The following is a 26120-nucleotide window of genomic DNA, read 5'->3' as shown; positions in this document are numbered from 1 at the left end:
CTACGGCAAGATCAGCCCCTGTCGAAGCGCGTGAGCGGAGCGGCCCGGCGCCGGATCAGGCGGTCAGCAGGCCCTTCAGCAGCCGGGCGCGGGCCTCGTCGTCGCCGCCCTCCGGCGGATGCCAGGGGCAGGCGACGTCCAGGGCGGCCACCCGGCCGGTGGCCATGATCCGCCGGACGGACGCGACGACCGCGTCGGCGGAGGGCCCGCCGCCGACCGGGAACTTCAGCCCGGGCAGGTCGGCGGCGTCGATGACGTCCACGTCGACGTGCAGCAGCAGGGGGCCCGGAGGCAGCGCGACGTCGTCCACGGGGCAGACCCTGACCTGCGAGGACGCGAGGAACTCCGCCTCGGCCGGGTCGAGGTCGCGGGCGTCCACCAGGACGGCGCGGTCCTCCGGCAGCGTGCGCAGGCCCAGCCGGTCGGGGAGGAGCGCGGTGTCGGCGCCGAGGATCTGCCGGAGCGGCATCCCGCCGATGTAGCCGGACGTCGAGCTGTCCACCGTGTGGACGTCGCCGTGCGCGTCGAACCAGACCACGGAGGCGTCCACCCCCGCCTTCTGCACGCCCGCGAGGACGGCCTCGGCGGTCAGGCAGTCGCCCGACACCACGCGCGGCATCGAACCGCCGTCGATCTGGCGGGCGACCTCGGCGACGACGGGCTCGAACAGCGCCGCGACGCGCTGCCACACGTCGCCGTCGGGCAGGTCCGGCGTCACGGGGACGACGTCGAGGCCGGAAAGGGGGAAGGACGCGTCGGGGAGCCGTTCGTCCTGGTGGTAGGGGAGGAGTGTGACCGTCATGTGGACACATTAGAACGGTCCCGCCCGGTACTCCGGGCGGGACCGAGAACAGCGGCGGCCGGGATCGCTCCCTCTGCCGCGCCCGCTACCGCTTCTTCCCGCCGGCGGTCGCCTTCAGGTAGTCGTGGTTCAGCCGGCCGATGACGTCCAGCGGGATGCCCTTCGGGCAGGCGACGGTGCACTCGCCGGTGTTGGTGCAGCCGCCGAAGCCCTCCTCGTCGTGGGTGTCCAGCATGGACACGACGCGGTCCCAGCGCTCGGGCTGGCCCTGCGGCATCAGGCCGAGGTGGGTGACCTTGGCGCCGAGGAACAGGGCGGCCGAGCCGTTCGGGCAGGCCGCGACGCAGGCGCCGCAGCCGATGCACTCGGCGGCCTCGAACGCGCGGTCGGCGTCGGGCTTCGGGACGGGCGTCGAGTGCGCCTCGGGGGCGGTGCCGGTCGGCGCGGTGATGTAGCCGCCCGCCTGGATCATCCGGTCGAACGCCGACCGGTCGACCACCAGGTCCTTGACCACCGGGAACGCCTTGGCGCGCCACGGCTCGACGTCGATGACCTCGCCGTCCTTGAACTTGCGCATGTGGAGCTGGCACGTGGTGGTGGCGCGCTCCGGGCCGTGCGGGGTGCCGTTGATGACCAGCGAGCACATGCCGCAGATGCCCTCGCGGCAGTCGTGGTCGAACGCGACCGGCTCCTCGCCGGAGGCGATGAGCTTCTCGTTGAGGACGTCCAGCATCTCCAGGAACGAGGCGTCGGGGGAGACGTCGTCGAGCTTGTACTCGACCATCCCGCCCTTGTCCTGCGGGCCGCTCTGGCGCCAGACGCGCAGTGTGAGCTTCATGATTACTTGTACGACCTCTGCGTGGGCTTGACGTACTCGAAGTTGAGGGCCTCCTTGTGGAGGACGGGCTTCGCGCCCTCCCCGGCCCATTCCCAGGCGGCGACGTAGCCGAAGTTCTCGTCGTCGCGCTTGGCCTCGCCCTCCTCGTCCTGGCTCTCGGCCCGGAAGTGGCCGCCGCAGGACTCGGCGCGGTGCAGCGCGTCGATGACCATCAGCTCGGCCAGCTCGAAGAAGTCGGCGACGCGGCCCGCCTTCTCCAGCTGCTGGTTCAGCTCCTCGCCCTTGCCGGTGACCTTGACGCGCGTCCAGAACTCCTCGCGCAGCGCGGGGATGAGGTCCAGCGCCTTGCGCAGCCCCTCCTCGGTGCGCTCCATGCCGCAGTACTCCCACATGATGTGGCCGAGCTCGCGGTGGAAGGAGTCGACGGTGCGGTCGCCGTCGATCGACAGCAGCCGCTCGATCCGCGTCCGCACCCGCTCCTCCGCCTCGCTGACCGCCGTCTCGGCGACCGGGGGGAGGCTGTTGCGGGCGATGTAGTCGCCGATGGTGTTCGGCAGGACGAAGTAGCCGTCCGCGAGGCCCTGCATCAGCGCGGAGGCGCCCAGCCGGTTCGCGCCGTGGTCGGAGAAGTTCGCCTCGCCGATGACGAACAGGCCCGGGATCGTGGACTCCAGGTCGTAGTCCACCCACAGGCCGCCCATCGTGTAGTGGACGGCCGGGTAGATGCGCATCGGCGTGTCGTAGGGGTTCTCGCCGGTGATGCGCTCGTACATCTCGAAGAGGTTGCCGTACTTGGCCTCGACCTTGTCCCGGCCGAGGCGCGCGATCGCGTCGGCGAAGTCGAGGTAGACGCCGAGCCCGCCGGGGCCGACGCCGCGCCCCTCGTCGCAGACGTTCTTGGCCGCGCGGGAGGCGATGTCGCGCGGGACGAGGTTGCCGAAGGACGGGTAGATGCGCTCCAGGTAGTAGTCGCGCTCGTCCTCGGGGATGTCGTAGGGCCTGCGGGTGTCGCCGGCCTTCTTCGGCACCCACACGCGGCCGTCGTTGCGCAGCGACTCCGACATCAGCGTCAGCTTCGACTGGTGGTCGCCGCTGACCGGGATGCACGTCGGGTGGATCTGGGTGTAGCAGGGGTTGGCGAACAGGGCGCCGTGCCGGTGGGCGCGCCAGGACGCGGTGACGTTCGAGCCCATCGCGTTCGTGGACAGGAAGTACACGTTGCCGTAGCCGCCGGACGCCAGCACCACCGCGTCCGCGGTGTAGTGCTTGACCTCGCCGTTGATCAGGTTGCGGACGACGACGCCGCGCGCCCGCCCGTCCTCCATGATCAGGTCGAGCATCTCGTGCCGCGGGTACAGCTCCACGTTCCCGGCGTCCACCTGCCGCATCAGCGCCTGGTAGGCGCCGAGGAGCAGCTGCTGGCCCGTCTGCCCGCGCGCGTAGAACGTGCGGGAGACCTGCGTGCCGCCGAAGGAGCGGTTGTCGAGCAGGCCGCCGTACTCGCGGGCGAACGGGACGCCCTGCGCGACGCACTGGTCGATGATCTGCCGCGAGATGTCGGCGAGCCGGTACACGTTGGACTCGCGGGACCGGAAGTCGCCGCCCTTGACCGTCTCGTAGAACAGCCGGTACACGCTGTCGCCGTCGTTGCGGTAGTTCTTGGCGGCGTTGATGCCGCCCTGCGCTGCGATCGAGTGGGCGCGGCGCGGGGAGTCCTGGAAGCAGAACTGCTGGACGTGGTAGCCGGCCTCGCCGAGGGTGGCGCCGGCCGAGCCGCCGGCCAGCCCCGTCCCGATGATGATGATCTTCTTCTTGCGCTTGTTGGCCGGGTTGACCTGCTTGGCCTCGAACTTGCGGGTCGTCCAGCGCTCCTCGATGGCGCCCGCCGGGGCCTTGGCGTCGGCGATCGGCTCGCCGGGCGTGTAGAAGGCGGTGGTCATGTCGTCAGCTGCCATGGATCAGCTCACCCATCCGAACGTGATGGAGACGGGGACGGCGACGAAGCCGAGCGTGACGAGCGCGGCAGTGGTCGCGGCGAGGCCCCTCAGGGCGTTGTGGCTGCGCGGCGTGCGCAATCCCAGCGTCTGGAACGCGCTCCAGATGCCGTGGTTGAGGTGGAGCCCCACGAGCAGGACCGCGACGACGTACCAGACCGTGATGTACCAGCGGGACGGGTCGAAGTCGGCGACCATCCGCTCGTAGGGAGTGGCGTCGGCGCCCTTGGGGTTCAGGGCGAAGAACGTGAGGTCCAGCAGGTGCCAGATGATGTAGACGGCGATGATGATCCCGCCGTACCGCATCGTCCGGACGGCGTAGCCCTGCGCGTGCGACTTCTTCTTCGACTGGTACTTCACGGGGCGCGCGTGCGCCGCGCGCTTGGCGAGCGACACCGCCGACCACATGTGCAGCACGACCGAGACGCCGAGCACCAGCTCGAGGGCCGTCAGCACCGTCCGCCGCGGCACCGCGGGCTCGCCCATCGTGCGCAGCCACTCGGCGTAGTGGTTGAAGTCCTCCGCGCCGAGGAAGATCTTCAGATTCCCGATCATGTGCAGGACCAGGAACAGCACGAGGATGCCGCCGGTGACGGCCATCACGGCCTTCTTGCCGACGGTCGATCGGTAGATCGCAGGTATCGCTATAGCCACGACCTGCACGTTATGTCCGGCTCGGCGATTCGTTCCAAGTCATGAGCGCACTGGTGGCGATAGCCGCAGGCTATGAACACACGCCGCACGCGCCTTGTGGCCGTTCCGTGACCCGGGTGCGGGTGAGGGACTTCACAGGCGGTGCGGGAACTCTGCCGGTGAGTGACCCAGAAGACATTGACGGAGGTCAGGGGCTTGTGGTCAGCGCCCTGGGCGCTCCGATTCGCCCTGCCGCGACAGCAGCAGGACGGCGAGGTCGTCGGTCAGGGCGTCGCCGTTGAGGCGCTCCACCTCGGCCACCAGGGCGTCGATCAGCGACCGTCCGGCCGCGCCGCGGGTGCGCGCGGTGCGGGCCAGGCCGACCAGGCCCTCGGTGCCGAGCCGGTCCGAGCCCTCGCCGACCCGCCCCTCGATCAGGCCGTCGGTGTAGAGCATCAGGCCCCACGACTCGCCGAGGTCGATCTCGGTGGTCGGCCACTCGGCGCCGGGCACCAGGCCGAGCGCCGGGCCGTGGGCGTAGTCGGGGAGCGCCGCGACCTCGCCGCCCTCGCCCGGCGCCCCGCGGAACAGCAGCGGCGCGGGGTGGCCGGCGAGGTGCATCCGCGCGGTCCGCCGGGACGGCGCGATCGTGACCATGCAGAGGGTGGTGAAGATCTCCTCGCTGCGCCGCTCGTGCCCGAGGACGGTGTCGAGGGTGCCGAGCAGCTGCTCGCCGGTGTGCCCGGCGAGGACGAGCGTCCGCCACGCCATGCGGAGCTGGACGCCGAGGGCCGCCTCGTCAGGGCCGTGCCCGCAGACGTCCCCGATCACCAGGTGGACGGCGCCGCCCTCGGTCTGCACGGTGTCGTAGAAGTCGCCGCCGAGCAGCGCCCGCCGCCGGCCGGGCCGGTAGCGGGTGTGGTGCCGCAGCGTCGGGTCCTCGATCAGCGGGACCGGCAGCAGGCCGCGCTCCAGCCGGGCGTTCTCGCGGCCGAGGATGCGGGCCTCCACGAGCCGCCGCTCGGTCTCCTCCGAGCGCTTGCGCTCTATCGCGTAGCGGATCGCGCGGGCCAGCAGCGGCCCGTCGATCTCCTGCTTGACCAGGTAGTCCTCGGCGCCCGCGGCGACCGCCTGGACGCCGAGGCGGCCGTCGTCCAGGCCGGTCAGCACGACGACGGCGGCCGGGCCGGACAGCGCGAGCACCCGCCGCAGCCCCTCCAGCCGGTCGATGCCGGGCGTGGACAGGTCGACGATGATGCACTGGACGCGCCGCGTCAGCATGCGCCGGGCGGCGTCCAGGTCGCAGGCGACGGTGATCCCCGCGTCCAGGCCGCTGTCGGCGAGCATCTTCTCCACCATGAGCACGTCGGTGGGGTCGTCGTCGATGAGGAGCAGCTCGATCCTGTCCTCGGTACCTGGCGTGAGGGGATGCGTCTGGTGACTGATGGTGCTCACAGGGCTTCCGGAAAGTCGGGCTGGCGACGGCACTGGCAACGACCGCGTCGTCCCGCTCGTCCCCGCGGAAACGGGGAGCGGCACGGGCCGCGCCGGGGCAGCGGCGTGGGCCTAGCCGCCAAGGGTCCCGGCTCATGGAGCGGAGGAAGCATCGCTCCGTACGGTGACGACCTTAGCGTGTCCACGCGGCCGGGCGCACCCCCTGAGCCCGCCTTTGTCGGTGCTTCCGGACGGACCGAAACCCGTTTGCGCTGCTGAAAAACCAGTCGTGTGCCGGGAGTTCCCCTGCATAACCTTCGTCGGGTGAAGCCGTTGCCGGTGAAAGATCCTGGCGGCCCCGACCACGTTGTGCGAGGGCGGACGACGTCCCCCGACCCTTGGAGCGCCTCCCGCGCCGATCGAGGATCCCCCGCGCGCTACCTGCTGTCGCTGCTGCGCGCCCAGTGGCGCAGCGTGACCGCGGGCGCCCTCTTCGGCGTGGCCTGGATGCTGAGCCAGGCCCTGATGCCCGCCGCGCTCGGCCGCGCCATCGGCGACGGCGTCGCGGCGCGGGACGAGGGCGCCCTTCTGACGTGGGCCGCCGTCCTGCTCGGCCTCGGCGCCGTGCAGGCCGTGACGGGCGTGCTCCGGCACCGGTGCGCCGTGTTCAACTGGCTGTCCGCCGCGTACCGGACCGTCCAGCTCGTCACCCGGCAGGCCACCCGCCTCGGCTCGACGCTGCCGAAGCGGCTGAGCGCCGGCGAGGTGGTGAGCGTCGGGCTCTCCGACGTCTCGCACATCGGCGACACCATCGACATCGCGGCGCGCGGGTCGGGCGCCGTGGTGTCGATCGTCGTCGTGGCCGGCATCCTGCTGTCCACGTCGCCGCCGCTCGGTCTGATCGTGCTGGTCGGCGTCCCCCTGATCCTGGTGGCGGCGGCCCCGCTGCTGCGGCCCTACCGCGAACGGGAGCAGGCGCACCGCGAGCTGGTCGGCGAGCTGACCACGCACGCCACCGACCTCGTCGCGGGCCTGCGGGTGCTGCGCGGGATCGGCGGCGAGGCCCTGTTCTCCGGCCGCTACCGCGCCGAGTCCCAGCGGGTGCGGGAGGCGGGGGTGGCGGTCGCGCGGGCCGAGACGCGGATGAGCGGCGCCGAGGTGCTGCTGCCCGGCCTGCTGATCGCGCTGGTCACCTGGGCCGGCGCCCGGTTCGCCGCGCGGGGGGAGATCGGCGTCGGCGAGCTGGTCGCGTTCTACGGGTACGCGGTGTTCCTGATCGTCCCGCTGAAGACGCTCGGCGAGGCCGCCAGCAAGATCACCAAGGGGCTGGTGGCGGCGGGCCGGGTCACCGCGCTGCTGCGGCTCGACCCCGAGCTGCCCGCCGCCGGGACGGCCCGTCCGGCGGCGGACGCCGAGCTCGTCGACATCGCCTCGGGGCTGGTCGTGCGGCCGGGCCGGATCACCGCGGTCGCCGCGGCCGACCCGCGCGACGCGCAGGCCGTCGCCGACCGCCTCGGCCGGTACGCCGACGGCGAGGTCGACTTCGGCGGCGTCCCGCTGCGCGCGGTCGCGGACGTCCGCGAGCGGATCCTGGTCGCGGTCAACGAGGACCGGCTGTTCTCCGGCCCGCTGGCCGAGTCGCTCGCACCGGACGCCGGCGAGCCCGCGCTCCGGGCGGCGATCCGCGCGGCCTGCGCCGAGGACGTCGTCGACCCGATCGGGCTCGACGCGCACGTGGCGGAGGCCGGACGGGAGTTCTCCGGAGGCCAGCAGCAGCGCCTCCGCCTGGCCAGAGCGCTCGCCGCCGACCCCGACGTGCTCGTCCTCGTGGAGCCGACCAGCGCGGTGGACGCGCACACCGAGGCGCGCATCGCCGCCAGGCTCGGCGAGGCGCGCGCGGGCCGCACCACCGTGGTGTGCACGACGAGCCCGCTGATGCTGGACCGCGCCGACCATGTCGCCTTCGTCCGCGACGGCCTGGTCGTCGCGGAGGGCACGCACCGGGAGCTGCTGGACTCCGAGCCGCGCTACGCGGCGACCGTCACCCGCGGCGAGACCACGGAAAGGGCGGGCACATGAGCGCCCGGATACTGCCCGTCGCGACGCCCGCGCAGGTGCGGGCCTACGCGCGGCGGCTCGTCCTCCGGCACCCGCGCGACCTCGCCCTGGTGCTGGCCCTGCACGCGCTGGCGGCCGTCACCGGGCTCGTCACGCCGCGCCTGCTCGGCTCCCTGGTGGAGGGCGTCCGCGACGGCCGCGCCGACATCGACACCACCGGCCTGGCCATCGCCGGGTTCGTGGTCGCCCAGGGCGTTCTGATCCGGTACGCCTACCTGGCGTCGGCGAGGCTGGGCGAGCGGGTGCTGGCCGAGCTGCGCGAGGAGTTCGTCGACCGCGTCATGGCCCTGCCGCTGTCGACGGTCGAGCGCGCCGGCACCGGGGACCTGGTCACCCGCGCCTCCCGCGACGTGGACACGCTGAGCACCTCCGTCCGGTACGCGATGCCGGAGACCCTCGTCGCCATCGTCGTGGGCGGGTTCACCGTCGCCGCGCTGATGGTCAACGGGCCGCTCGTCGCGCTGCCCGCCCTGGTCGCGGTGCCGTTGCTGGTGGCGGTGATGCGCTGGTACCTGCCCCGCGCCCACAAGGGCTACCTGCGCGAGAACGCGGCATGGGCGGGCATCGCCGACGGGCTGACCGAGACCGTCCAGGGCGCCCGGACCGTGGAGGCCCTCGGGCTCGCCGAGCGGCGGCACGAGCGCGGCGACGCCGACATCGCGGCGTCCTACGAGGTCGAGCGGTACACGCTGCGGCTGCGCACGGTGCTGTTCCCGGTGATGGAGATGAGCTTCGTCCTCCCCGTGGTGTCGACGCTGCTCGTCGGCGGCCTGCTCTACATCAACGGCATGGCCACGCTCGCGCAGGTGACCGCCGCGACGCTGTACGCCCAGCAGCTCATCGAACCGGTCGACACGCTCATGCAGTGGCTGGACGAACTCCAGCTCGGCGGCGCGTCCCTGGCCCGGCTGCTCGGCGTCGGCGAGGTCCCGCCCGACCGATCGCCGAACGGGGACCGCCCCGCCGGGGAGCGGATCGCGGCGCGCGGCGTCCACTACTCCTACCGTCGCGGCCACGACGTCCTGCACGGCGTGGACCTCGACCTGAGACCGGGCGAGCGCCTGGCGATGGTGGGGCCCAGCGGCGCGGGCAAGTCGACGCTCGGCCGCCTCCTCGCCGGCGTCGACGGGCCGCGCGCGGGCGCGGTCACCGTGGGCGCGGGCGGCGGCGTCCCGCTGGTCGAGCTGCCCCTGGACGACCTGCGCGGCCACGTCGCGCTGGTCACCCAGGAGCACCACGTGTTCCGCGGCACCCTCCGCGAGAACCTCGTGATGGCCCGCGAGGGCGCCTCCGACGACGACGTCCGCCAGGCCCTGGCCGCCGTCGACTGGGACGGCCCCGGCCTCGACGCCGTCGTCGGCTCGGGCGGCGAGCCCCTGTCGCCCGCGCAGGCCCAGCAGCTCGCGCTGGCCCGGCTCGTCCTCGCCGACCCGCACACGCTCGTCCTGGATGAGGCGACGTCCCTGCTCGACCCGCGCGCGGCCCGCCGCCTGGAACGCTCGCTCGCCGCCGTCCTGGACGGCCGGACCGTCGTCGCCATCGCCCACCGCCTCCACACCGCCCACGACGCCGACCGCGTGGCCGTGGTGGAGGACGGCCGCATCACCGAACTGGGCACCCACGAGGAACTCCTGGAGGCCCGGGGCTCCTACGCAGCCCTCTGGGCCTCCTGGAGGAGCTGAGTCCTTCGGCGGCTACTGGCTCGCGAGCGCCTCTTTCAGGAAGTGGACCTGGATGTGGAGGAGGTTCTCGGCGACCACTTCCTGCGGGGTCATGTGGGTGACCCCCGACAGGGGGAGGACGGTGTGCGGGCGGCCGGCGGCCAGGAGGGCCGAGGACAGGCGCAGGGTGTGCGCGGCCACCACGTTGTCGTCCGCCAGACCGTGGATGATCATCAGTGGCCGCTTCAGGTCGGCGGCCCTGGCGAGCAGGGAGTTGTCGTCGTAGTTCTCCGGCTCCTCGTCGGGGTGGCCCAGGTACCGCTCGGTGTAGTGGGTGTCGTACAGGCGCCAGTCGGTGACCGGGGCGCCGGCGACGCCCGCGTGGAAGACGTCCGGGCGGTGCATGACGGCGAGGGCCGCGAGCCAGCCGCCGAAGGACCAGCCACGGATGCCGACGCGGTCGAGGTCGAGGGCGGCGGGGTGCTTGCGGGCCGCCTCGATCAGCGCGCTGATCTGGTCGTCCAGGACGGGGCCGACGAAGTCGCCGCGCACGGCGCGCTCCCAGGCCGGGCCGCGCCCGGGGGTGCCGCGCCCGTCCGCGATCACGACGGCGAAGCCCTGGTCGGCGAGCCACTGCGCCTCGCAGTACGAGCGCTGGACGGCGAGGACGCGCTGCGCGTGCGGCCCGCCGTAGGGGTCCATCAGGACGGGCAGGCGGCCGTCCCCGCGCTCCCAGCCGGTGGGCAGCACGACGGCGGTGCGCAGCTCGCGGTCGCCGGCGCGCAGCAGCTCCACCCGCGGCGTGATCACCGGGGTCTCGGCGAACGAGGCGACTGGGTGGACCGCGTTCGGCGTGCGCACCTCGGCCTGGGAGCCGAGGCGGTCCAGCCGCGCGCCCGAGACCACGGTGACGCCCCCGGACCGGGCGCCGCCGAAGACGCCCCGCCCCTCGCTGAGGCGGGTCACCTCGCCGTTCTCGTAGGAGTAGAGGTGGACCTCGGTGGGCTCCTCCCAGGCGGTGAAGAGGACCGACTCGCCGTCCACGCCGAGCACGGAGCGCAGCTGGAGGCCGGCGGGCGTGACCGGCTCGCCCGCGACCGTGAGGCGGCGGGTGTCGGTCGCGGCGTCCTCGGTGGCCCAGACGAGGTCGCCGCCGTGCGTGCGGACGGGCAGGCCGGGGATGACCTCCGTCCAGACGGGGTCGTGCTCGGTGTGCAGCAGCGCGGTCTCGCCGTTGGTCGGGTCGACCCGCAGCACCCGCTGGGAGCGCTGGTCGCGGGGCTGCACGACGATCAGGAGGCCGTGCCGGTCCCAGACGGCGGTCACGAGGTAGGGGAACATGCCGCGGTCCCAGGCCACCGCCGTGCGCCCGCCGTCCACCTTCAGCAGCACCAGGGACACCAGGGCGTTCGGGGTGCCGGCCGCCGGGTAGGCGATCTCGGACGGCTGCCGGTCCGGGTTGGCCGGGTCGGCGATGTGCCAGCGCTGCACGGGCGTCTCGTCCACCCGCGCGACCAGCAGGGTCCCGCCGTCGGGCGACCACCAGTGGCCGCGCATCCGGCCCATCTCCTCCGCGGCGACGAACTCGGCGAGGCCGTAGGAGACCTGGTCGGACTCGGGCTCGACGAGCGCGCGGTCGTCCGCGCCGCCCATCTCCACGACCCGCAGCGTGCGGCCGGACACGTAGGCGACGCGGCGGCCCGCGGGGTCGGGGCGCGGGTCGAAGACGGGCGGCCGGGCGGGCAGCTCCCGCACGAGGGCGGTGTCGAGGTCGACGGCGTACAGGCGCCCGCCCAGGGTGAACACGGCCTGCCCCATGGCGCGGTCGGTCGCGTACCCGACGATGCCGCCCGCCTGCTCGCGGGCGCGCTCGCGCCGGGCCCGCTCCTCGGCGGGCAGGTCCTCCTCGCCGGGGACGTCCAGCGCGGCCGGGTCGGCGACGCACTCCTCCTCGCCGGTGGCGGTGTCCAGCGTCCACAGGCAGGTCACCGGATCGTCGCCGGCGCGGGTGCGCAGGAAGGCGACGCGCGACCCGTCCGGCGCGATCTGGAAGGCGCGCGGGACGCCGAGGCTGAACCGTCGCGTGCGGGCGCTCTGCCGCGGATAGCTGATGCTCATGGCAGCCGAGTCTGCCAGGACGGTCCGGAACTGCGGCGCACGGTGGCCTCCTGCCCTCTATGATCACGGGTCGTCGCGTGGTGGACGGGAATGTCCCGTGCCCGTGTCCGCGCTCGCGTAAGCTCAAAGCTTCCCCAAGCACTTCTGTCGTCGCGGGCTGAGGAGTATGTCAATGCCTGAGCTGCAGCCGGGTGACCCCCGGCGGCTCGGTTCCTACGAGATCGTCGACCGGCTCGGCGAGGGCGGCCAGGGCGTCGTCTACGGCGGCGTCGACGCCTCCGGGAACCGTGCCGCGATCAAGCTCCTGCGCGCCGACCTGGCCGGCGACACGATGGCCCGCAACCGGTTCGTCCGGGAGGCGCAGGCGGCCAAGCAGGTCGCGCGGTTCTGCACCGCGCAGGTCCTGGAGGCCGACGTCGCGGGCGACCAGCCCTACATCGCCAGCGAGTACGTGCCGGGGCCGTCGCTGTACAAGCAGGTCACCGAGACCGGCCCGATCAGCGGCGCGCCGCTGGACCGGCTCGCGATCGGCACCGCGACCGCGCTCGTCGCGATCCACCAGGCCGGCATCGTGCACCGCGACTTCAAGCCGCACAACGTGATCATGGCCCCGGACGGCCCCCGGGTGATCGACTTCGGTATCGCGCGGGCCCTGGACACCGGGCAGACCAACGCGACCAAGGCGATCGGCACCCCGTCCTACATGGCGCCCGAGCAGGTGGCGGGCGCCACCCTCACCGAGGCCGTGGACGTGTGGGCCTGGGCCACCACGATGGTGTTCGCCGCGACCGGGCGCCCGCCGTTCGGCGACGACACCGTCGTCGCGGTGATCAACCGGGTGATGAACGAGCCGCCGTCGCTGGACGGCGTGCCCGCCGACCTGCACCGGCTGATCGCGGCCTGCCTGGTCAAGGAGCCGGAGCGGAGGCCGACCGCGCAGCAGATCATGATGGCGCTGATCGGCAGCGGCCCGGGCGGCGCCGGGCAGACCCGCATGGACGACCCGGCCCAGGCCACCACGATGCTGGCGGAGGGGTCGACGCTCGCCGCGGGCGGCCTCGCCGGCGCCGGGATGATGGCGGGCGCGACCCAGCCGGGCCGCGGAGCGGCCCCCGTCGCGCCCCGCGACTACACCGGGACCCTGCCCCCGGCCGGGCCCCCGACGGGCGGCGGCCGTCCCCGGTACGACGACTGGGAGCCCGAGCGCAAGTCCAAGGCGCCGATCTTCGGCGCGATCGCCGCGATCGCGGTGCTGGCGCTGGTCGTGGGCCTGTTCATGGCGGCCCGGAGCGGCAGCGACTCCAAGGAGACCCCGCCCACCCCGACGGTCACCGACTCCGGGCCGGTCTCGGAGGAGCCGACGACCGAGCAGCCCGAGGAGCCCACGCCGACCCGCACCCGGACGCGCCAGAACACGCCGCCGCCGCGGACGTCCGAGCCGACGCAGGAGCAGCCGACCACCGAGACCCCGACCGACCCGCCGACCACCGACACGCCGCCGAGCACGCCCACCAGTCCCGGAGGCGGCACGGGAGGGACCGGCGGCACCGGCGGCCCCGGCACCGGCGGGGGCGACGGCGGCACGGGAACGGGCGCCGGCGGCACCGGCACCGGCGGCGGCTGACGGGGGCCCGGGGAGGCCCTCCGGGATGCGCGGGGCAGGGCGGTCATCGCCGCGATGCCGGGCCCTGAGTAGGCTCGTGGACTATGAAGGAGCCGCGGATCCTGTTCGTCCACGCCCATCCGGACGACGAGTCCATCGGGACCGGGGCCAGCATGGCCAAATACGCCGCCGAGGGCGCCCACGTCTGCCTCGTCACCTGCACGCTGGGCGAGGAGGGCGAGGTCATCCCCGAGGATCTGCGCCACCTGGCCTCCGACAAGGAGGACGCCCTCGGCGAGTACCGGATCGGCGAGCTCGCCGCGGCCTGCGAGGCGCTCGGCGTCCGCGACCACCGCTTCCTCGGCGGTCCCGGTCGCTGGCGCGACTCCGGCATGATGGGCGCCCCCACGAACGACGACCCGCGCTGCTTCTGGCAGGCGGACGTCACGACCGCCGCACGCGACCTCGTGACCGTCATCCGGGAGGTCCGCCCGCAGGTGATCGTCACCTATGACGAGCGCGGCAACTACGGCCACCCCGACCACATCCAGGCGCACCGCGTCACGTGGCGGGCGTTCGAGCTGGCCGCCGACCCCTCCCACGAGGACGGCGCCGAGCCGTGGCGGGCGGCCAAGGTCTACGCCTACGCCGCGCCGCGCACCGTCCTCGCCCGCGCGATCGCGGTGATGCGCGAGGCCCGGCTGCCGTTCGCCCGCGTCGCGGGGCTGGAGGAGCTGGGTTCCGGCGTCCCGGACGGGGAGGTCACCACGGTCGTGGACGCCCGCGCCCACCTGCCCGCCAAGCTGGCCGCGCTGCGCGCCCACCACACCCAGGTCACGGTCGCGCCCGAGCAGGTCGGACCGTTCTTCGCGCTGTCGAACAACCTGGGGCAGCAGGCGTTCGGCACCGAGTACTTCATCCTCCAGGCGGGCGAGCTCGGCCCGGTCGGCCCGGGCCGCCGCGAGCGCGACCTGTTCGCCGGTCTGGCGAGCGCGGGGGACTGACGGGCCCCGGTACGCTGGCGTCCGTGGACAAGGACGACCGGGCCCGGGTGCGGCTCGCCAAGGACGGCCGCCCGGCGGGCGCCGGCGCGCACGACGCCGAGGCCGATGCCGCCGAGGTCGAGCCCGCCGGCGCGGGCGCGGCCGCGGAGGGCGGCGGGGCGTCCGCCGCGGCCGCGGACGGGGAGCGCCCCGGCGACGCGTTCGTGTCCGGCGCCGCCTACGCCGCGCTCGGCGTCCTCGGCGGCGTGTTCGGCGTCGTGGGCTCGTTCGCGCAGGACTGGTCCGTCGGCCCCGTCCCGCTCACGGCGCTCGTCCTGGTCGCGCTGGTCTTCGCGATGACGTGGGCGTCGGGGAAGGCGATGGGCGGGCGGCTCGGCGCGTTCGTCCCGGCGCTGGTGTGGGGCGTCGTGGTGTTCGTCCTGCAGATGCGCCGCCCCGAGGGCGATCTCGTCGTCTCGGCGACGCTGCCCGGGTACCTGTTCGTCATCGGCGGCATGGTCGCCGCCGTGGTCGGCATCATGCTGGTTCCGCCGGCCCGCCCGCCGGGCGAATGGATGCTCGGCAAGGCGGGCCGTTCCCGGGGGTAGCGGGTCCTCAGCTCGCCACGGGGGCGGGCTCGGAGTCCTTGTGGACGGGCGCGCCGGCCTTGTGGCCCTTGAGGGTGAGGCACGCGGCGGCGCTGAGCAGGACGACGCCGATGGGCAGCCACATCGTGGGCTTCATCGCGTGGACGAAACCGTGCGAGAACACCTGGCCGGCCAGCTCCTGGACGCGGTGCGCGACGCTCGGCGAGACGCCGGGCGGCAGCTGCTGCCGGGCCCCGCTCTGCCCCGCGCCGACCTCCAGGCCGCCCTTGGCGGCGTCCGCGAAGCTCTGCACGAAGCCGCCGCGCACGTCGGGCGGGAGGGCCGCCGACCGGGTCGCCGCCTCGTCGCGCAGCGACGACGCCAGCTGGTTCTGCAGGACGGCGCCGACCGCCGCGCTGCCGAGCACCGAGCCGACCTGCCGGATCGTGTTGTTGACGCCGGACGCGGCGCCCGCGAGGCGCGGCGGGACGTTCCGGGTCGCCTCGGTGGCCATCGGCGCGAACACGCCGCCGATGCCGAACCCGGACACCACGAGCGGGGCGATGAACGCGGTCCAGTCCGTCCCGACCTGCGCGATGATCACCATCCACGCCATGCCGACGGCGTACAGGGTCAGGCCGGCCATCAGGATGAACTTGCCGCCGATGCGGTCGGACATCCGGCCCGCGACCGGGGCGAGGAGCATCGACACCACCGACGACGGCGCCATGACGAGGCCCGCCTTGAGGGCGCTGAAGCCGAGCACCGACTGCAGGTAGATCGTCATCGGCAGGAACAGGCCGATCATGCCGACCGAGACGGCCGCGCCGACGAGGTTGAGGATCGTGAAGTTGCGGTCCTTGAACAGCGAGAACGGCACGAGCGGCTCGCGGTCCTGGCGTCCTCGCTGGTAGACCACGAAGATCACGAACAGCGCGAGACCGGCGGCGATCAGGCCCCAGATGCCCTCGTTCCACTCGTACTTCTGGCCCTCGGTCAGCGCGAACGTGAGGCAGAACAGCGCGGCGGACGCCAGCAGCACGCCCGCGACGTCGAACCGGTGCCGGACGGTGCGGGTGTGGCCGGGCAGGATCGGCACGGCCATGGCCAGCACGAGGATGCCGATCGGCAGGTTCACGAAGAAGATCCACCGCCAGTCGAGGCTGGTGACCAGCAGCCCGCCGACCGTGGGCCCGGCGATGGTGGACACGCCCGCCACCGCGCCCCAGACGCCGAGCGCGGCGCCGCGCCGCTCCGGGGGGAACACGCTGATGATGATGGACATGGTCTGCGGCATCAGGAGCGCGGCGCCGAGGCCCTGCACGGCGCGGGCCGCGATGAGCTGCGCCGGATCCTGGGAGATCCCGCACACCAGGCTGGACAGCGTGAACACCGCGACACCGGCGATGAACAGGTTCTTCTTGCCCCACAGGTCGCCGAGGCGGCCGGCGGTGATGAGCAGCACCGCCAGCACCAGGATGTAGGCGTTGCCGACCCACAGCACCTCGTCCAGCGAGGCGTCAAGCTTGTCGATCATGCTCGGGATCGCGATGTTCACGATCGTCAGGTCGAGCAGTGTCATGAAGAATCCGAGGGAGAGCGTCAGCAGGATCGCCCAGGGATTGCCGCTCCATCTCTTCATCAGGCCCCCATCTCGTCGTCGTTCCGTCGTGGTCGGGGCCGCGGGTGGCAGATCGCCCGCGGCTCGGTGTCGTCGAAGGTGAGCCGGCCGGACTCCAGGTCCGCGACGAGCCCCCGCACGAAGTCCAGCTCCGACCGCAGGCGCGCGATCAGCCATTCCTGGTCGATCAGCTTGTAGCGCTCGATGCCCTGCTTGCGGAGCGAGTCGTGCGCGGTCTGGTGCGCCGCGAGCGCCGCCTCCAGGGAGACGCTCCGGTTGCGCAGGAGCCGTGCGACCTCGCCTTCCGGCAGCAGGTTGATGAACGCCAGCGCGGTGCCGAACAGCGGGAACTCCTCGGCGGGCCGGACGAGCAGTTCGGCGAGCCGGAACTGCGCCGCGTCGCGTCCGGCGCTGGTCACCGCGTAGACGGTGCGTTCGGGCCGGCGGCCCTCCCGGCTCGTCTCCAGCGGCTCGATCAGCCCGCCCGCGGCGAGCCGCTCCACCGAGTGGTAGAGCGACCCGTGCGTGATCTTGACGGCCTGGTCGTAGGCGTGGTCGCGGATGCGCTGCTGCATCTCGTACGGGTGCATGGGTCCGTCGCACAGCATGCGCAGCACGGTCAGCGCCAGCGGCGTGAGGGGTCTGGACATGGCTGCGGCCCTTATGGTCGAACTCGATTAGTCCACATAGACTAATCCACTCGGACCGCTCCCGTCATCTTCCCAGAAAAACGGGCATATTCGGGCAGGTCAGCGCACGGAGTCCACGGTGTTGGCGGCGCCGTTGCGGGCGACGTAGTTGCCGACCCGGTCCTCCCGGACGGCGGTGAACAGCTCTCCGACCCCATCGTCCTCCAGCAGTACGACACTCTGCCCGTCGCGCTCGGCCGGCCGGTCGACCGGGGCCGTCAGGTACTCCATCAGCGAGGTCCGCAGCAGCCGGTGCGCCAGACCGCGCATCGTGCCGGAGGTGACCGAGTCGTCCACGGTCGCCGAGCGGGTCGCGGCCCGCACGAACCGGTCGATCTTGATGGGGTTGCGGGTGTCCAGCGCCTTGGCGGCGAGCGCGTGCAGGAACGCCTGCTGGCGCTTGATCCGGTCGAGGTCGCCGCCCGGCAGGTTCCAGCGCTGCCGGACGAAGTCGAGCGCCTCGACGCCGTCCAGATGGTGCCGTCCGGCCTGCCAGGTCCGGTCGTGCATGGGGTCGTGGGTCGTCTTGGTGACGGTGACGTCCACGCCGCCGAGGGCGTCGGTCATCTTCACGAACCCGCCGAAGTCGAGCGCGGCGTAGTGGTCGACGCGGACGCGGGTGAGCTGCTCCACCGTCCGGATCAGCAGCGACGGCCCGCCGTAGGCGAACGCCGCGTTGATCTTGGTGAAGCCGTGCCCGGGGACGGGGACCCAGGCGTCCCGGGGGAGGGCGATCACCGACACCCGGTCGCCGTGCCCGGACAGGTGCACGAGCATGATCGTGTCGGCGCGGGCGCCCATCGAGGGCATGTCGGCGCGCCGGTCGGACCCGATCAGCAGCCAGTTCTCGCCGCGCCCGCTGGAGGCCGGGCGCCCGCCGGCGGTCGGCAGCGCGCCCGAGACCCGCCTGACCTCGCCGTCGTAGAAGCGTTGCAGGAGGTACAGGCCGCCCGCGAGCAGCAGCACGAGGCCCGTCGCCAGCCCCGCGCACCCGATGATCACCCGGCGCCGACTCCTGTTCCGCAGCATCCCCTCACCCTCGCGGCGGGGCGCGGGGGAGGCGGCCGCGCCGGGCGGGCGCTGGCCGACCCTTGGCGGAGACCGGGGTTTGCGATGACGGAAACGGGGGCCGGGAACGGGTGGAATGGAACGCCGCCGGGCGCCGTTGACCGGCGGCGTTCCAGGTCCTTCGCCCGGGCCGGAGCGTCAGCCCTTGAGGGCGATCTCCAGCTGGTCGAGCGCCCAGTCGAGCTCGTCGCGCTCGATGACCAGCGGCGGGGCGAGGCGCAGCGTGGTCTCGTGGGTCTCCTTGGCGAGCACGCCGAGGTCCATCAGCCGCTCGCTGACCGGACGGGCCCTGCCGTGCAGCTCCACGCCCGCCCACAGGCCGCGCCCGCGCACCTCGCGGACGAGGTCGCCGGGCAGCCGCCCGAGCCGGTCGTGCATGTGCGCGCCGAGCGTCCGGGAGCGCTCCTGGTACTCGCCGGTCTTCAGGATCGCGATGACCTCGCGCCCGATGGCGCAGGCCAGCGGGTTGCCGCCGAACGTCGAGCCGTGCTGGCCCGGCTTGAACACGCCGAGGACGTCCCGGTCGGCGACGACCGCGGACACCGGCATGATGCCGCCGCCGAGGGCCTTGCCGAGGATGTAGACGTCGGGCACGACGCCCTCGTGCTCGACCGCGAACGTGGCGCCGGTGCGGCCGAGACCCGACTGGATCTCGTCGGCGATCATCAGCGCGCGGCCCGCCGTGCACAGCTCGCGCACGGCGCGCAGGAACCCGCTCCGCGGGACGTTCACGCCCGCCTCGCCCTGGATCGGCTCGACCAGCACGCCGACCGTGTTGTCGTCCATCGCGGCCCGGAGCGCCTCGACGTCCCCGTACGGGACGGTCCGGAAGCCCGGCGTGTAGGGGCCGTAGGAGTCGTGGGCGTCGGGGTCGGTGGAGAAGCTGATGATGGTGGTCGTGCGGCCGTGGAAGTTGCCCTCGAACGCGATGATGTTCGCCTCGCCGGCGGGCACGCCCTTGACCTCGTAGCCCCACTTGCGGGCGGTCTTCAGGGCGGTCTCGACGGCCTCGGCGCCGCTGTTCATCGGCAGCACCATGTCCTTGCCGCACAGCTCGGCGAGCTCGGTGACGAACGGGCCGAACTGGTCGTGGTCGAAGGCGCGGCTCACCAGCGTGACGCGGTCGAGCTGCCGCCGCGCGGCCTCGGTCAGCCGCGGGTTGCGGTGCCCGAAGTTGACCGCGGAGTAGGCGGCCAGCATGTCCAGGTAGCGGCGGCCCTCCGCGTCGGTCAGCCAGACGCCGTCGGCCTCGGAGACCACGATGGGGAGGGGGTGGTAGTTGTGCGCGCTGTGGTCCTCGGACATCGCTCGCAGCTGGTCGGTCGGCGTCACGACGCTCCTTCGCGGCTCGGCCCGGCCGGTCGTGCCGGGGCATGGCGGGGACACCGGGCGCGGGACCCGGTGCCGAGGGGGAGGGGGTCCGGCGGATCAGGTGGCCGCCGGTCCGTACCCAGCGTATGTTCGGAATTGACTGCCGACCAATGACGAAAGCCGACTCGGGGGGTGTTATTTGTTGCGTCTTGACGAGCTCGACCGGCGGATCGTTGCGCGGTTGCTGGAGGACGGGCGCGCCTCGTACGCGCAGATCGGCGACAAGGTGGGCCTGTCGGCCCCCGCGGTGAAGCGGCGCGTGGACCGGCTCCGCGCGGACGGCGTGATCAACGGCTTCGCGGCCGTGGTCGACCCGGCCGCGCTCGGCTGGACGACCGAGGCGTTCATCGAGATCTTCTGCACCGGGGCGACGTCCCCCGAGGAGATCTACTCCAGCGTCCGCGGCCACCCCGAGGTCGTCGCGGCGTACACGATCAGCGGGGACGCCAGCGCGCTCGTGCACGTGCGGGCGCGCGACATCCAGCATCTGGAGCAGGCCCTCGAACGGCTGCGCCGCGAGGACAACATCACCGCGACCAAGACGGCGATCGTGCTGTCGCGGCTCATCGGCCGCCCGACCGACGCGCCCTCCGGCTGAGGCATTACCGACCAGTAGTCTGCCGTCATGGACTTCGCGACCGCTGACCTCATCGACGACTTCGGGGACGAGCTGCGCAGCTGCGAGACGCAGTTCCGGCAGTACGGCGCGCGGACGGCCTTCGCCGGCCCGGTCGCCACCGTGCGCTGCCATCGCGACAACGGCCTGGTGAAGCGGCTGCTGGGCACCCCGGGGGAGGGCCGGGTGCTGGTCGTGGACGGCGCCGGGTCGCTGGCGTCCGCGCTGATGGGCGACATGATCGCCGCCTCGGCGGTGGCGGGCGGCTGGGCCGGGGTCGTGATCAACGGCGCGGTCCGGGACGTGGCGGCGCTGCGCGGGCTGGACCTCGGCGTTAAGGCGCTCGGCTCCAACCCGCGCAAGAGCGCCAAGGACGGCGCGGGCGAGACCGGCGTCCCGGTGGCGTTCGGCGGCGTGGAGTTCCGGCCGGGCGACTGGCTCTACAGCGACGAGGACGGCATCGTCGTCGCGGAGCGCGAACTCCCGCTCTGACCTGGGCGCATGGCGCGAAATGCCAGGGTGGTCGGCGCAAGATCGTATATGTCGGCCGTAGCCGGGCGGAACCGCGCGTCCTTACCGTCTCCCCGCAACCCAGCCGAGGTAGGGGAGACATGCGCGCCAAGAAGATTCTGCTGGTGCCCGCGGCGGTGATGGGGCTGGTCGTGGGACTCGCGGCCGTCCCGGCCGCCGCGCAGCCGGGGCCCCGGGTGCCGAAACCGACCGCCAACCCGTGGCAGATGCGGCACTGGCCGCAGACGCAGCCGTGGCAGCGGGCGCAGCCGTCCGCCCGCGCGTTCGCGGCGGGCGCCCCGCGCCCGATCGACCCCCAGAACTACGAGCTTCCCGACACGATGACCTGGGACGACTACACCGCGATCCCGGGCGCCTCGTGGGCGGACCCGGCCCGCAAGGGGTCGGTGAAGAACTTCAACGTCGCGATCGTCCTCGCCGACTACCCGAACCAGCCGTTCGAGGTCACGCAGCCGGTGAACTCGTCGGTCTTCGGCAACCCGGTCAAGGTCGGCGACGTCCCGCGCGCGCAGGTGGCGAAGTTCTACCAGGAGTTCCTCAACAAGCCGCAGGACCTGAACCACGGCCACACCCTCCACGAGTACTGGATGGAGGACTCCGGCGGCCGGTTCGGGGTCGACCTGACCGGGTTCGGCGCCTACCAGATGCCCGCCAAGGACCACGAGTACGGCGTGGACGGCATGCAGGGCGGGACGGGATGCCCGACCGGCGACACCTGCGGCCGTGACCTGCGCAAGGACGCGCGGGCCGCGTGGGTCGCCGACATCGGCGAGGAGGCGGCGAACAAGTTCGACTTCGTCTTCTTCCTGAGCGCCGGGCAGGACGAGTCGTCCACCTGGCAGGAGTTCGGCGAGATGAAGTTCGGCACGAAGGAGCAGGTGCCGAACGAGTGGGGGCCGGGCGACCCGGCCCTGACGAACTGGGTGAAGACCCGGTACGTCCCCTGGACGTCCTGGCAGGCCGGCTCGACGATCTGGCCGAACGCCATCCCGGGCGTCTCCTCGACGCAGGCCGAGAGCTCCGGCATGTCCGTGTACGCCCACGAGTTCAGCCACATCCTCGGCATCGGCGACAACTACAACAACCCCTACGGCGACCCGCCGCGCCGCGCCTACAGCGGCCCGTGGGACATGCTCAGCCGCGGCACGTTCAACGGGCCCGGCGGCCCGCACAGCCGGTGGACGATCCCGGCGACGGGCGGCGGGTCCATGGGCGCCCAGCACATGCTGCGCAACAAGCTGAAGCTCGGCATGGTGGACGCCGGCGACGTGCTCCAGCTCAGCCGGGACGGGCTCGCCGCGTCGGGCATGGTCGTGGCCAACGTGACGGCCCGGTCGGTCGAGCCGGGCAAGGGCGGCCTGACCGGCATCAACGTCAAGCTCGGCGAGGGCGGCGACAAGAGCCCGAAGTGCGACACCGGCGCCGACCCGCTGTGCGACGGCGGCGGCTACGACAACTACACCCTCGAAGTCGTCGACCGGATGGGCACGGACTCCTTCACGCCCGACTCCGGCGTCCTGCTGGCCAAGACCAAGGACCAGGACCGCGCCCCGTTCATCTGGGTCGAGGACGCCAACCCGCAGGACATCGACAAGGTCGACTTCGTCCTGCCCGACGGCACCCCGAAGAAGATGACGATCGGCGACTACCGGCAGCTCTCCGACGCGCTCTACCACGCGGGGACGAACTCCGGCAGCGAGTACGAGTACGTCGACCAGGCGAACCGGCTGCACTTCTACGTCCTGAACCTCAGGCGGGACCGCAGGGGCGTGCTGTCCTACACGGTCGCGGTCAGCTCGCTGGACGGCGCCGGGCCGCAGCGGCGCGGCGTGCGGGTCGACTCCGGCCCCGCCCGGCCGACCGGCGCGGGCTGGACGAAGTGCACGATGACGCTCACCAACACGGGCCGGGGCGGTGACGGCCCGCACGGCTCCGACGTGTTCCGTCTCAAGGCGTCCGTGTCCGGTGCCGGCTGGACCACGTGGCTGCCGAACGAGCTGGCCACCGCCCCGGCGGGCGGCCGCGCCAAGGTCGAGGTCTGGGCGAAGGCCGGGCCGGGCGCCTCCCGCCACGCGCGGCTCAGCCTGACGGGGACCTCGGAGAGCGCCCCGTCGAAGTCCGACTCGGGGACGTGCGCCCTGCGCTGACCCTTACCGGACGGGACGGCCTCCTCTCGGGGCCGTCCCGTCCGCGACGTCGGGGGAGGCGGGGGTTGACGCCGCCGAAGTAATGGGCCGCGAACCCTAAGTTGTCTTTCCCTAGGTCATGTCGGGGTCGTCCGGAGCTTCCGGCTGGGTATGTCGCGCACTGTGACGATCAAGAGACGTACGGTGACAGCGGTCTCCTGGCCGGGAACCGCGGCCGTCGCGGCGGGCGTCCTGGCGGTCGCCGGCCCGGGCGCCGCCCTCGCGGCGCCGGCCCCGGCGCCGGCGCCCGCGCGGGCGGCGAGCGCGGCGCGGGCGGCGGGCACCGTTGCGGCGCCACTGGACGCCCGCGACTTCGACCTGCGGCGCGGCACGGACCGGAGCGCTTCGGTCAGGGCGCTGGGCGGCGTGCTCGGCAGGACCGGCGTCGCCGCGCTGCTCCGCTCGCCCGGCCACGCCAGGCTCGGCGGCGGCTGCGGACGGGCGGCCGGGGTCCCCGGAGGCTCGCTCGTCTACTGCTTCGACCAGGCGGACAGCACCACGCAGGACTGGGTCCCGCAGGGCGTCACGTCCGTCTCGGACGCCGCGGCGGGCGAGCGATGGGCGGGCGGCGTCCGGCCGATCCTCGTGTCCTGGCACAACGGCGGCCGGGTCAGGATCACGTTCGTCGACCCCGACCGGCGCGTCTACCGGCACGTCCTGCTCGTCGCGCCGGTGATGCGGGGCGGGCGGCCCACCTACACCGACGTCGGCGTCCACGCGGGCGGCATCGCCTGGTACGGCGACAAGCTCTACGTCGCCGACACCCGGCACGGGCTGCGCGAGTTCGACATGCGGCAGATCTTCGACCTGGCCGCGAGCGGGGCGGGCTCGACTCGCCGCCCCGACCGGATCGGGCTGCACGGCGGCACGTACTACGCCCACGGTTTCCGGTACGTGATGGCGCAGACGAGCAGCCGGCACTTCGCCCGCGGCCGGACCGGCGGCGAGTGCAGGGGCCGCGGCCCGCTGCGCATGTCGTGGACGGCGATCGACCGCACCACGTGGCCGCACGTCCTCATCGCGGGCGAGTACTGCCGCCCGGACCAGCCGCGGGGACGGGTGGTCTCCTGGCCGCTGGAGTCCTTGGCCGGACGCGGGACCGCGAGCGCCGACGGCGGCGCGCGGCTCCCGGTGGACCGGGTCCAGGGCGCGGTCCGGACGCGCGGGCAGTGGTGGTTCACCCAGAGCCGCAGCGGCGAGCGCGGCCGGCTCTTCTCGACCCGCTACACCGGCCGCGGCTGGGCACCGGTGAGCCGCCGCACCGTCTCCTACGGACCGGAGGACCTGTCCTGCCACCGGGGCCGCCACCGCGTCTTCACGCTCGCGGAGCACCCGGGCCGGCGCGCCCTGTGGGCGTTCCGCGCGGCCTCCTGCCGGTGACCTCCGGTGCCTCACGCCCTGATCGCCGACCTGGCAGGCTCGGCCTCTCCCGCGGAGCGCCGCCGGGGACCGCCGCGCACCAGGGACCCGACCGCCACGGCGCCGATCGCCGCGACGCCCAGCGCCGCTCCGATCCAGGCCGTGGACGGGTAGCCCTTCCCCGCGTCGATCGCGAGCCCGCCGAGCCACGGCCCCACCGTGATGCCGATGTTGAACGCGACGACGTTCCCGGCGGCGACGAGCGTCGACGCGCCGTCCACCAGGCCGAACGCCCGCGAGTTGAGGGCCGGGTTCGTCCCGAATCCGACGAACCCGAGGAAGAACACGAGGACCACCACGGGCAGGGGCGACCTCGCCGCCAGGGCGAGCAGCGCGGACACGACCGTGAGCCCCGCGAAGCCCGCGTACAGCGTCGGGACGCCCCACCGGTCGGCCGTCCGCCCGCCGAGCGTGATCCCGAGGAGGGCGCCGACGCCGTACAGCGCCAGCACGCCGGGGACCCACGCCTCCGCGATGCCCGTCGTCTCCGTCAGGAAGGCGCCCAGGTAGCCGAACACGGCGAGGAGCCCGCTCGTGGCCAGCGCCGTCGTCCCGTACAGCAGCCACAGGCCGGGGACGGCCATCGCGCGCACCTCGTCCCGCACCCGGGGCGGCGCGGCGTCCGCGCGCGCGGCGGGGATCGTCGCGGCCACCAGCGCCATCGCGGCGGCCGACATGGCCGCGACCGCCCAGAACGCCGCCCGCCAGCCGAGATGCTGCCCGACCACCGTCCCGGCGGGCAGCCCGACGATCGCCGCGACCGTGAGGCCGCCCGCGACGACGCCCATCGCCTTCCCGCGCGCGTCGCGCGGCACGAGGCTCACGGCGGTCGCCGCCGCCACCGCCCAGAACCCCGCGTAGACGAACGCCCCGACGATCCGCATCGCGAACAGCGTCCAGTATCCGGGCGTGAGCGCGCCGACCACGTGCGTCAGCGCGAACACCGCGAGGAACGCCAGCATCGCCCGCCGGTGCGGCCAGCGCAGCGTCAGGACGGCGAGCGGCGGCGCCCCGGCCAGCATCCCGATCGCGAACGCCGAGATCAGCCACCCGGCGGCGGGCACGGACACGCCGAGGTCGTGCGCCATGCCGGGCAGCAGCCCCGCCAGCATCAGCTCCGACGTGCCCTGCGCGAAGATCGCCAGTCCCAGCGCGTAGACGGCCAGTGGCATCGGTCCTCCTGTATTGGATAGATCAGTACAAAATTCGGGCGTGAAAAAGGGCGGCGCGCCGGCCGCCCGGATCAGAGGGAGAGCATCGCCGTGTCCGCGATGGCCCGAAGGGTGTCGGGGCCGGCGCCGCCGCGCGCGGCCACCTGGATGCCGCTGATCGTGGAGATCATGAAATGCGCCAGCGCGCCCGCGTCCTTGGCGGCGTCGATCTCGCCGTCGCGCATCCCGTCCTCGATCGCCGCCCTGAGCGTGGCGAACCGCCGCCGCCGGTCCCGTTCGAGCCGCTCGGCGATGTCGGGGTCGTGCGGCCCGAGCTCCACCGTGGCGTTCACGACCAGGCATCCGGACGGGTCGTCCTCGTCCGGTTCGGCGGCCCAGTCCATGACCGCCCGGAGGCGCTCGCGCACCGTGCCCTCACCGCCCTGCAAGTGGTCGATGAGCCGCCCGGTCCGCACCTCCATGTAGTGCGTCAGCGCCTTGACGAACAGATCGCGCTTGCTGGCGAACGTGTTGTAGATGCTGCTGCGCCCGAGACCCGTCGCCGCGCACAACCCCTGCGTCGACGTCGCCTCGTAGCCGTCCGCCCAGAAGGCCCGCATGGCCGCCTCGACGGCAAGACCCTCGTCGAACTTCCTCGGCCGCGCCATGCAGTCACCGTAACACGTTATGGACAGCT

Annotated in this window: 21 protein-coding genes; 9 read left to right on the top strand and 12 right to left on the bottom strand. The window is 73.3% G+C overall.

Annotation, left to right across the window (positions count from 1 at the left end):
• Positions 1-55: 55 nt before the first annotated feature.
• From AB0C87_RS02450 to AB0C87_RS02430, 5 genes are all read right to left on the bottom strand, one after another.
• On the bottom strand, positions 56-802 hold the full coding sequence (locus AB0C87_RS02450) for an arginase family protein (RefSeq protein ID WP_345177183.1): 747 nt from the start codon (positions 800-802) through the stop codon (positions 56-58).
• A gap of 85 nt (positions 803-887) precedes the next feature.
• Positions 888-1640, bottom strand: a complete 753-nt coding sequence (locus tag AB0C87_RS02445; RefSeq protein WP_185032610.1) for a succinate dehydrogenase/fumarate reductase iron-sulfur subunit — start codon at positions 1638-1640, stop codon at positions 888-890.
• A gap of 2 nt (positions 1641-1642) precedes the next feature.
• Entirely contained in the window at positions 1643-3595 is a 1953-nt protein-coding gene (locus AB0C87_RS02440) for a fumarate reductase/succinate dehydrogenase flavoprotein subunit (protein ID WP_345177186.1), read from the bottom strand.
• Between the two features lie 3 nt (positions 3596-3598).
• Complete coding sequence (locus AB0C87_RS02435; RefSeq protein ID WP_345177189.1) at positions 3599-4288, bottom strand: succinate dehydrogenase cytochrome b subunit; 690 nt, start codon at positions 4286-4288, stop codon at positions 3599-3601.
• Positions 4289-4489: 201 nt separating this feature from the next.
• The gene (locus AB0C87_RS02430) at positions 4490-5722 is read right to left on the bottom strand and encodes a SpoIIE family protein phosphatase (protein ID WP_345177191.1); all 1233 of its coding nucleotides are present in this window, start codon (positions 5720-5722) and stop codon (positions 4490-4492) included.
• 303 nt (positions 5723-6025) lie between these two features.
• Between AB0C87_RS02430 and AB0C87_RS02425 the strand changes: the two genes are divergently transcribed.
• Together AB0C87_RS02425 and AB0C87_RS02420 are read left to right on the top strand one after the other, a co-directional pair.
• The gene (locus AB0C87_RS02425) at positions 6026-7780 is read left to right on the top strand and encodes an ABC transporter ATP-binding protein (RefSeq protein ID WP_345177192.1); all 1755 of its coding nucleotides are present in this window, start codon (positions 6026-6028) and stop codon (positions 7778-7780) included.
• Positions 7777-9501 (top strand): ABC transporter ATP-binding protein, encoded by a 1725-nt coding sequence (locus tag AB0C87_RS02420; RefSeq protein WP_345177195.1) that lies wholly within the window; start codon positions 7777-7779, stop codon positions 9499-9501. Before AB0C87_RS02425 ends, AB0C87_RS02420 begins: the two co-directional genes overlap by 4 nt.
• Positions 9502-9513: 12 nt before the next feature.
• Here AB0C87_RS02420 and AB0C87_RS02415 read toward each other — a convergent pair whose 3' ends face one another.
• Positions 9514-11598 (bottom strand): prolyl oligopeptidase family serine peptidase, encoded by a 2085-nt coding sequence (locus tag AB0C87_RS02415; protein WP_360576145.1) that lies wholly within the window; start codon positions 11596-11598, stop codon positions 9514-9516.
• 172 nt (positions 11599-11770) lie between these two features.
• On the opposite strand from AB0C87_RS02415, the gene AB0C87_RS02410 reads away from it, so the two are divergent.
• The 3 genes from AB0C87_RS02410 (at position 11771) to AB0C87_RS02400 (ending at position 14792) form a co-directional block, all read left to right on the top strand.
• The gene (locus tag AB0C87_RS02410) at positions 11771-13222 is read left to right on the top strand and encodes a protein kinase (RefSeq protein WP_353833321.1); all 1452 of its coding nucleotides are present in this window, start codon (positions 11771-11773) and stop codon (positions 13220-13222) included.
• 83 nt (positions 13223-13305) lie between these two features.
• Positions 13306-14205 carry an N-acetyl-1-D-myo-inositol-2-amino-2-deoxy-alpha-D-glucopyranoside deacetylase gene (gene mshB / locus AB0C87_RS02405; protein WP_345177203.1) on the top strand — a complete coding sequence of 300 codons (900 nt, stop codon included), beginning with the start codon at positions 13306-13308 and terminating at the stop codon, positions 14203-14205.
• Positions 14206-14228: 23 nt separating this feature from the next.
• Positions 14229-14792 (top strand): DUF6113 family protein, encoded by a 564-nt coding sequence (locus AB0C87_RS02400; RefSeq protein ID WP_360576143.1) that lies wholly within the window; start codon positions 14229-14231, stop codon positions 14790-14792.
• A 7-nt stretch (positions 14793-14799) separates the two neighbouring features.
• Here AB0C87_RS02400 and AB0C87_RS02395 read toward each other — a convergent pair whose 3' ends face one another.
• The 4 genes from AB0C87_RS02395 to rocD all read right to left on the bottom strand — a co-directional run bounded on the left by AB0C87_RS02395 (position 14800) and on the right by rocD (position 19454).
• The gene (locus tag AB0C87_RS02395; RefSeq protein ID WP_345177208.1) at positions 14800-16413 is read right to left on the bottom strand and encodes a DHA2 family efflux MFS transporter permease subunit; all 1614 of its coding nucleotides are present in this window, start codon (positions 16411-16413) and stop codon (positions 14800-14802) included.
• Entirely contained in the window at positions 16413-17042 is a 630-nt protein-coding gene (locus tag AB0C87_RS02390; protein ID WP_345177211.1) for a PadR family transcriptional regulator, read from the bottom strand. Before AB0C87_RS02390 ends, AB0C87_RS02395 begins: the two co-directional genes overlap by 1 nt.
• Positions 17043-17141: 99 nt before the next feature.
• Positions 17142-18110, bottom strand: coding sequence for an LCP family protein (locus AB0C87_RS02385; protein WP_353833323.1), 969 nt, complete (start codon positions 18108-18110; stop codon positions 17142-17144).
• A 177-nt stretch (positions 18111-18287) separates the two neighbouring features.
• A complete protein-coding gene (rocD, locus tag AB0C87_RS02380) occupies positions 18288-19454 on the bottom strand; it encodes an ornithine--oxo-acid transaminase (protein WP_360576263.1) in 1167 nt (388 codons plus the stop codon).
• A 208-nt stretch (positions 19455-19662) separates the two neighbouring features.
• On the opposite strand from rocD, the gene AB0C87_RS02375 reads away from it, so the two are divergent.
• From AB0C87_RS02375 to AB0C87_RS02360, 4 genes are all read left to right on the top strand, one after another.
• Positions 19663-20118: an Lrp/AsnC family transcriptional regulator gene (locus tag AB0C87_RS02375; RefSeq protein WP_345177216.1), complete on the top strand. Its 456-nt coding sequence runs from the start codon at positions 19663-19665 to the stop codon at positions 20116-20118.
• 27 nt (positions 20119-20145) lie between these two features.
• Complete coding sequence (rraA, locus tag AB0C87_RS02370) at positions 20146-20628, top strand: ribonuclease E activity regulator RraA (protein ID WP_345177218.1); 483 nt, start codon at positions 20146-20148, stop codon at positions 20626-20628.
• 119 nt (positions 20629-20747) lie between these two features.
• Positions 20748-22814: a M6 family metalloprotease domain-containing protein gene (locus AB0C87_RS02365; protein WP_360576140.1), complete on the top strand. Its 2067-nt coding sequence runs from the start codon at positions 20748-20750 to the stop codon at positions 22812-22814.
• Between the two features lie 183 nt (positions 22815-22997).
• Positions 22998-24233, top strand: coding sequence for a hypothetical protein (locus AB0C87_RS02360; protein ID WP_360576138.1), 1236 nt, complete (start codon positions 22998-23000; stop codon positions 24231-24233).
• Positions 24234-24244: 11 nt separating this feature from the next.
• On the opposite strand, the gene AB0C87_RS02355 is transcribed toward AB0C87_RS02360, so the two are convergent.
• Positions 24245-25444 (bottom strand): Cmx/CmrA family chloramphenicol efflux MFS transporter, encoded by a 1200-nt coding sequence (locus tag AB0C87_RS02355; protein ID WP_360576136.1) that lies wholly within the window; start codon positions 25442-25444, stop codon positions 24245-24247.
• 71 nt (positions 25445-25515) lie between these two features.
• On the bottom strand, positions 25516-26091 hold the full coding sequence (locus AB0C87_RS02350) for a TetR/AcrR family transcriptional regulator (RefSeq protein WP_345179814.1): 576 nt from the start codon (positions 26089-26091) through the stop codon (positions 25516-25518).
• Between the last annotated feature and the right edge of the window lie 29 nt (positions 26092-26120).

Origin of the sequence: Actinomadura sp. NPDC048021, assembly GCF_040653135.1 — a bacterium.
Lineage (GTDB): Bacteria > Actinomycetota > Actinomycetes > Streptosporangiales > Streptosporangiaceae > Spirillospora > Spirillospora verrucosospora.
Note: the sequence above shows the minus strand (reverse complement) of the source record. Positions and strands in the feature narration are given on the sequence as shown.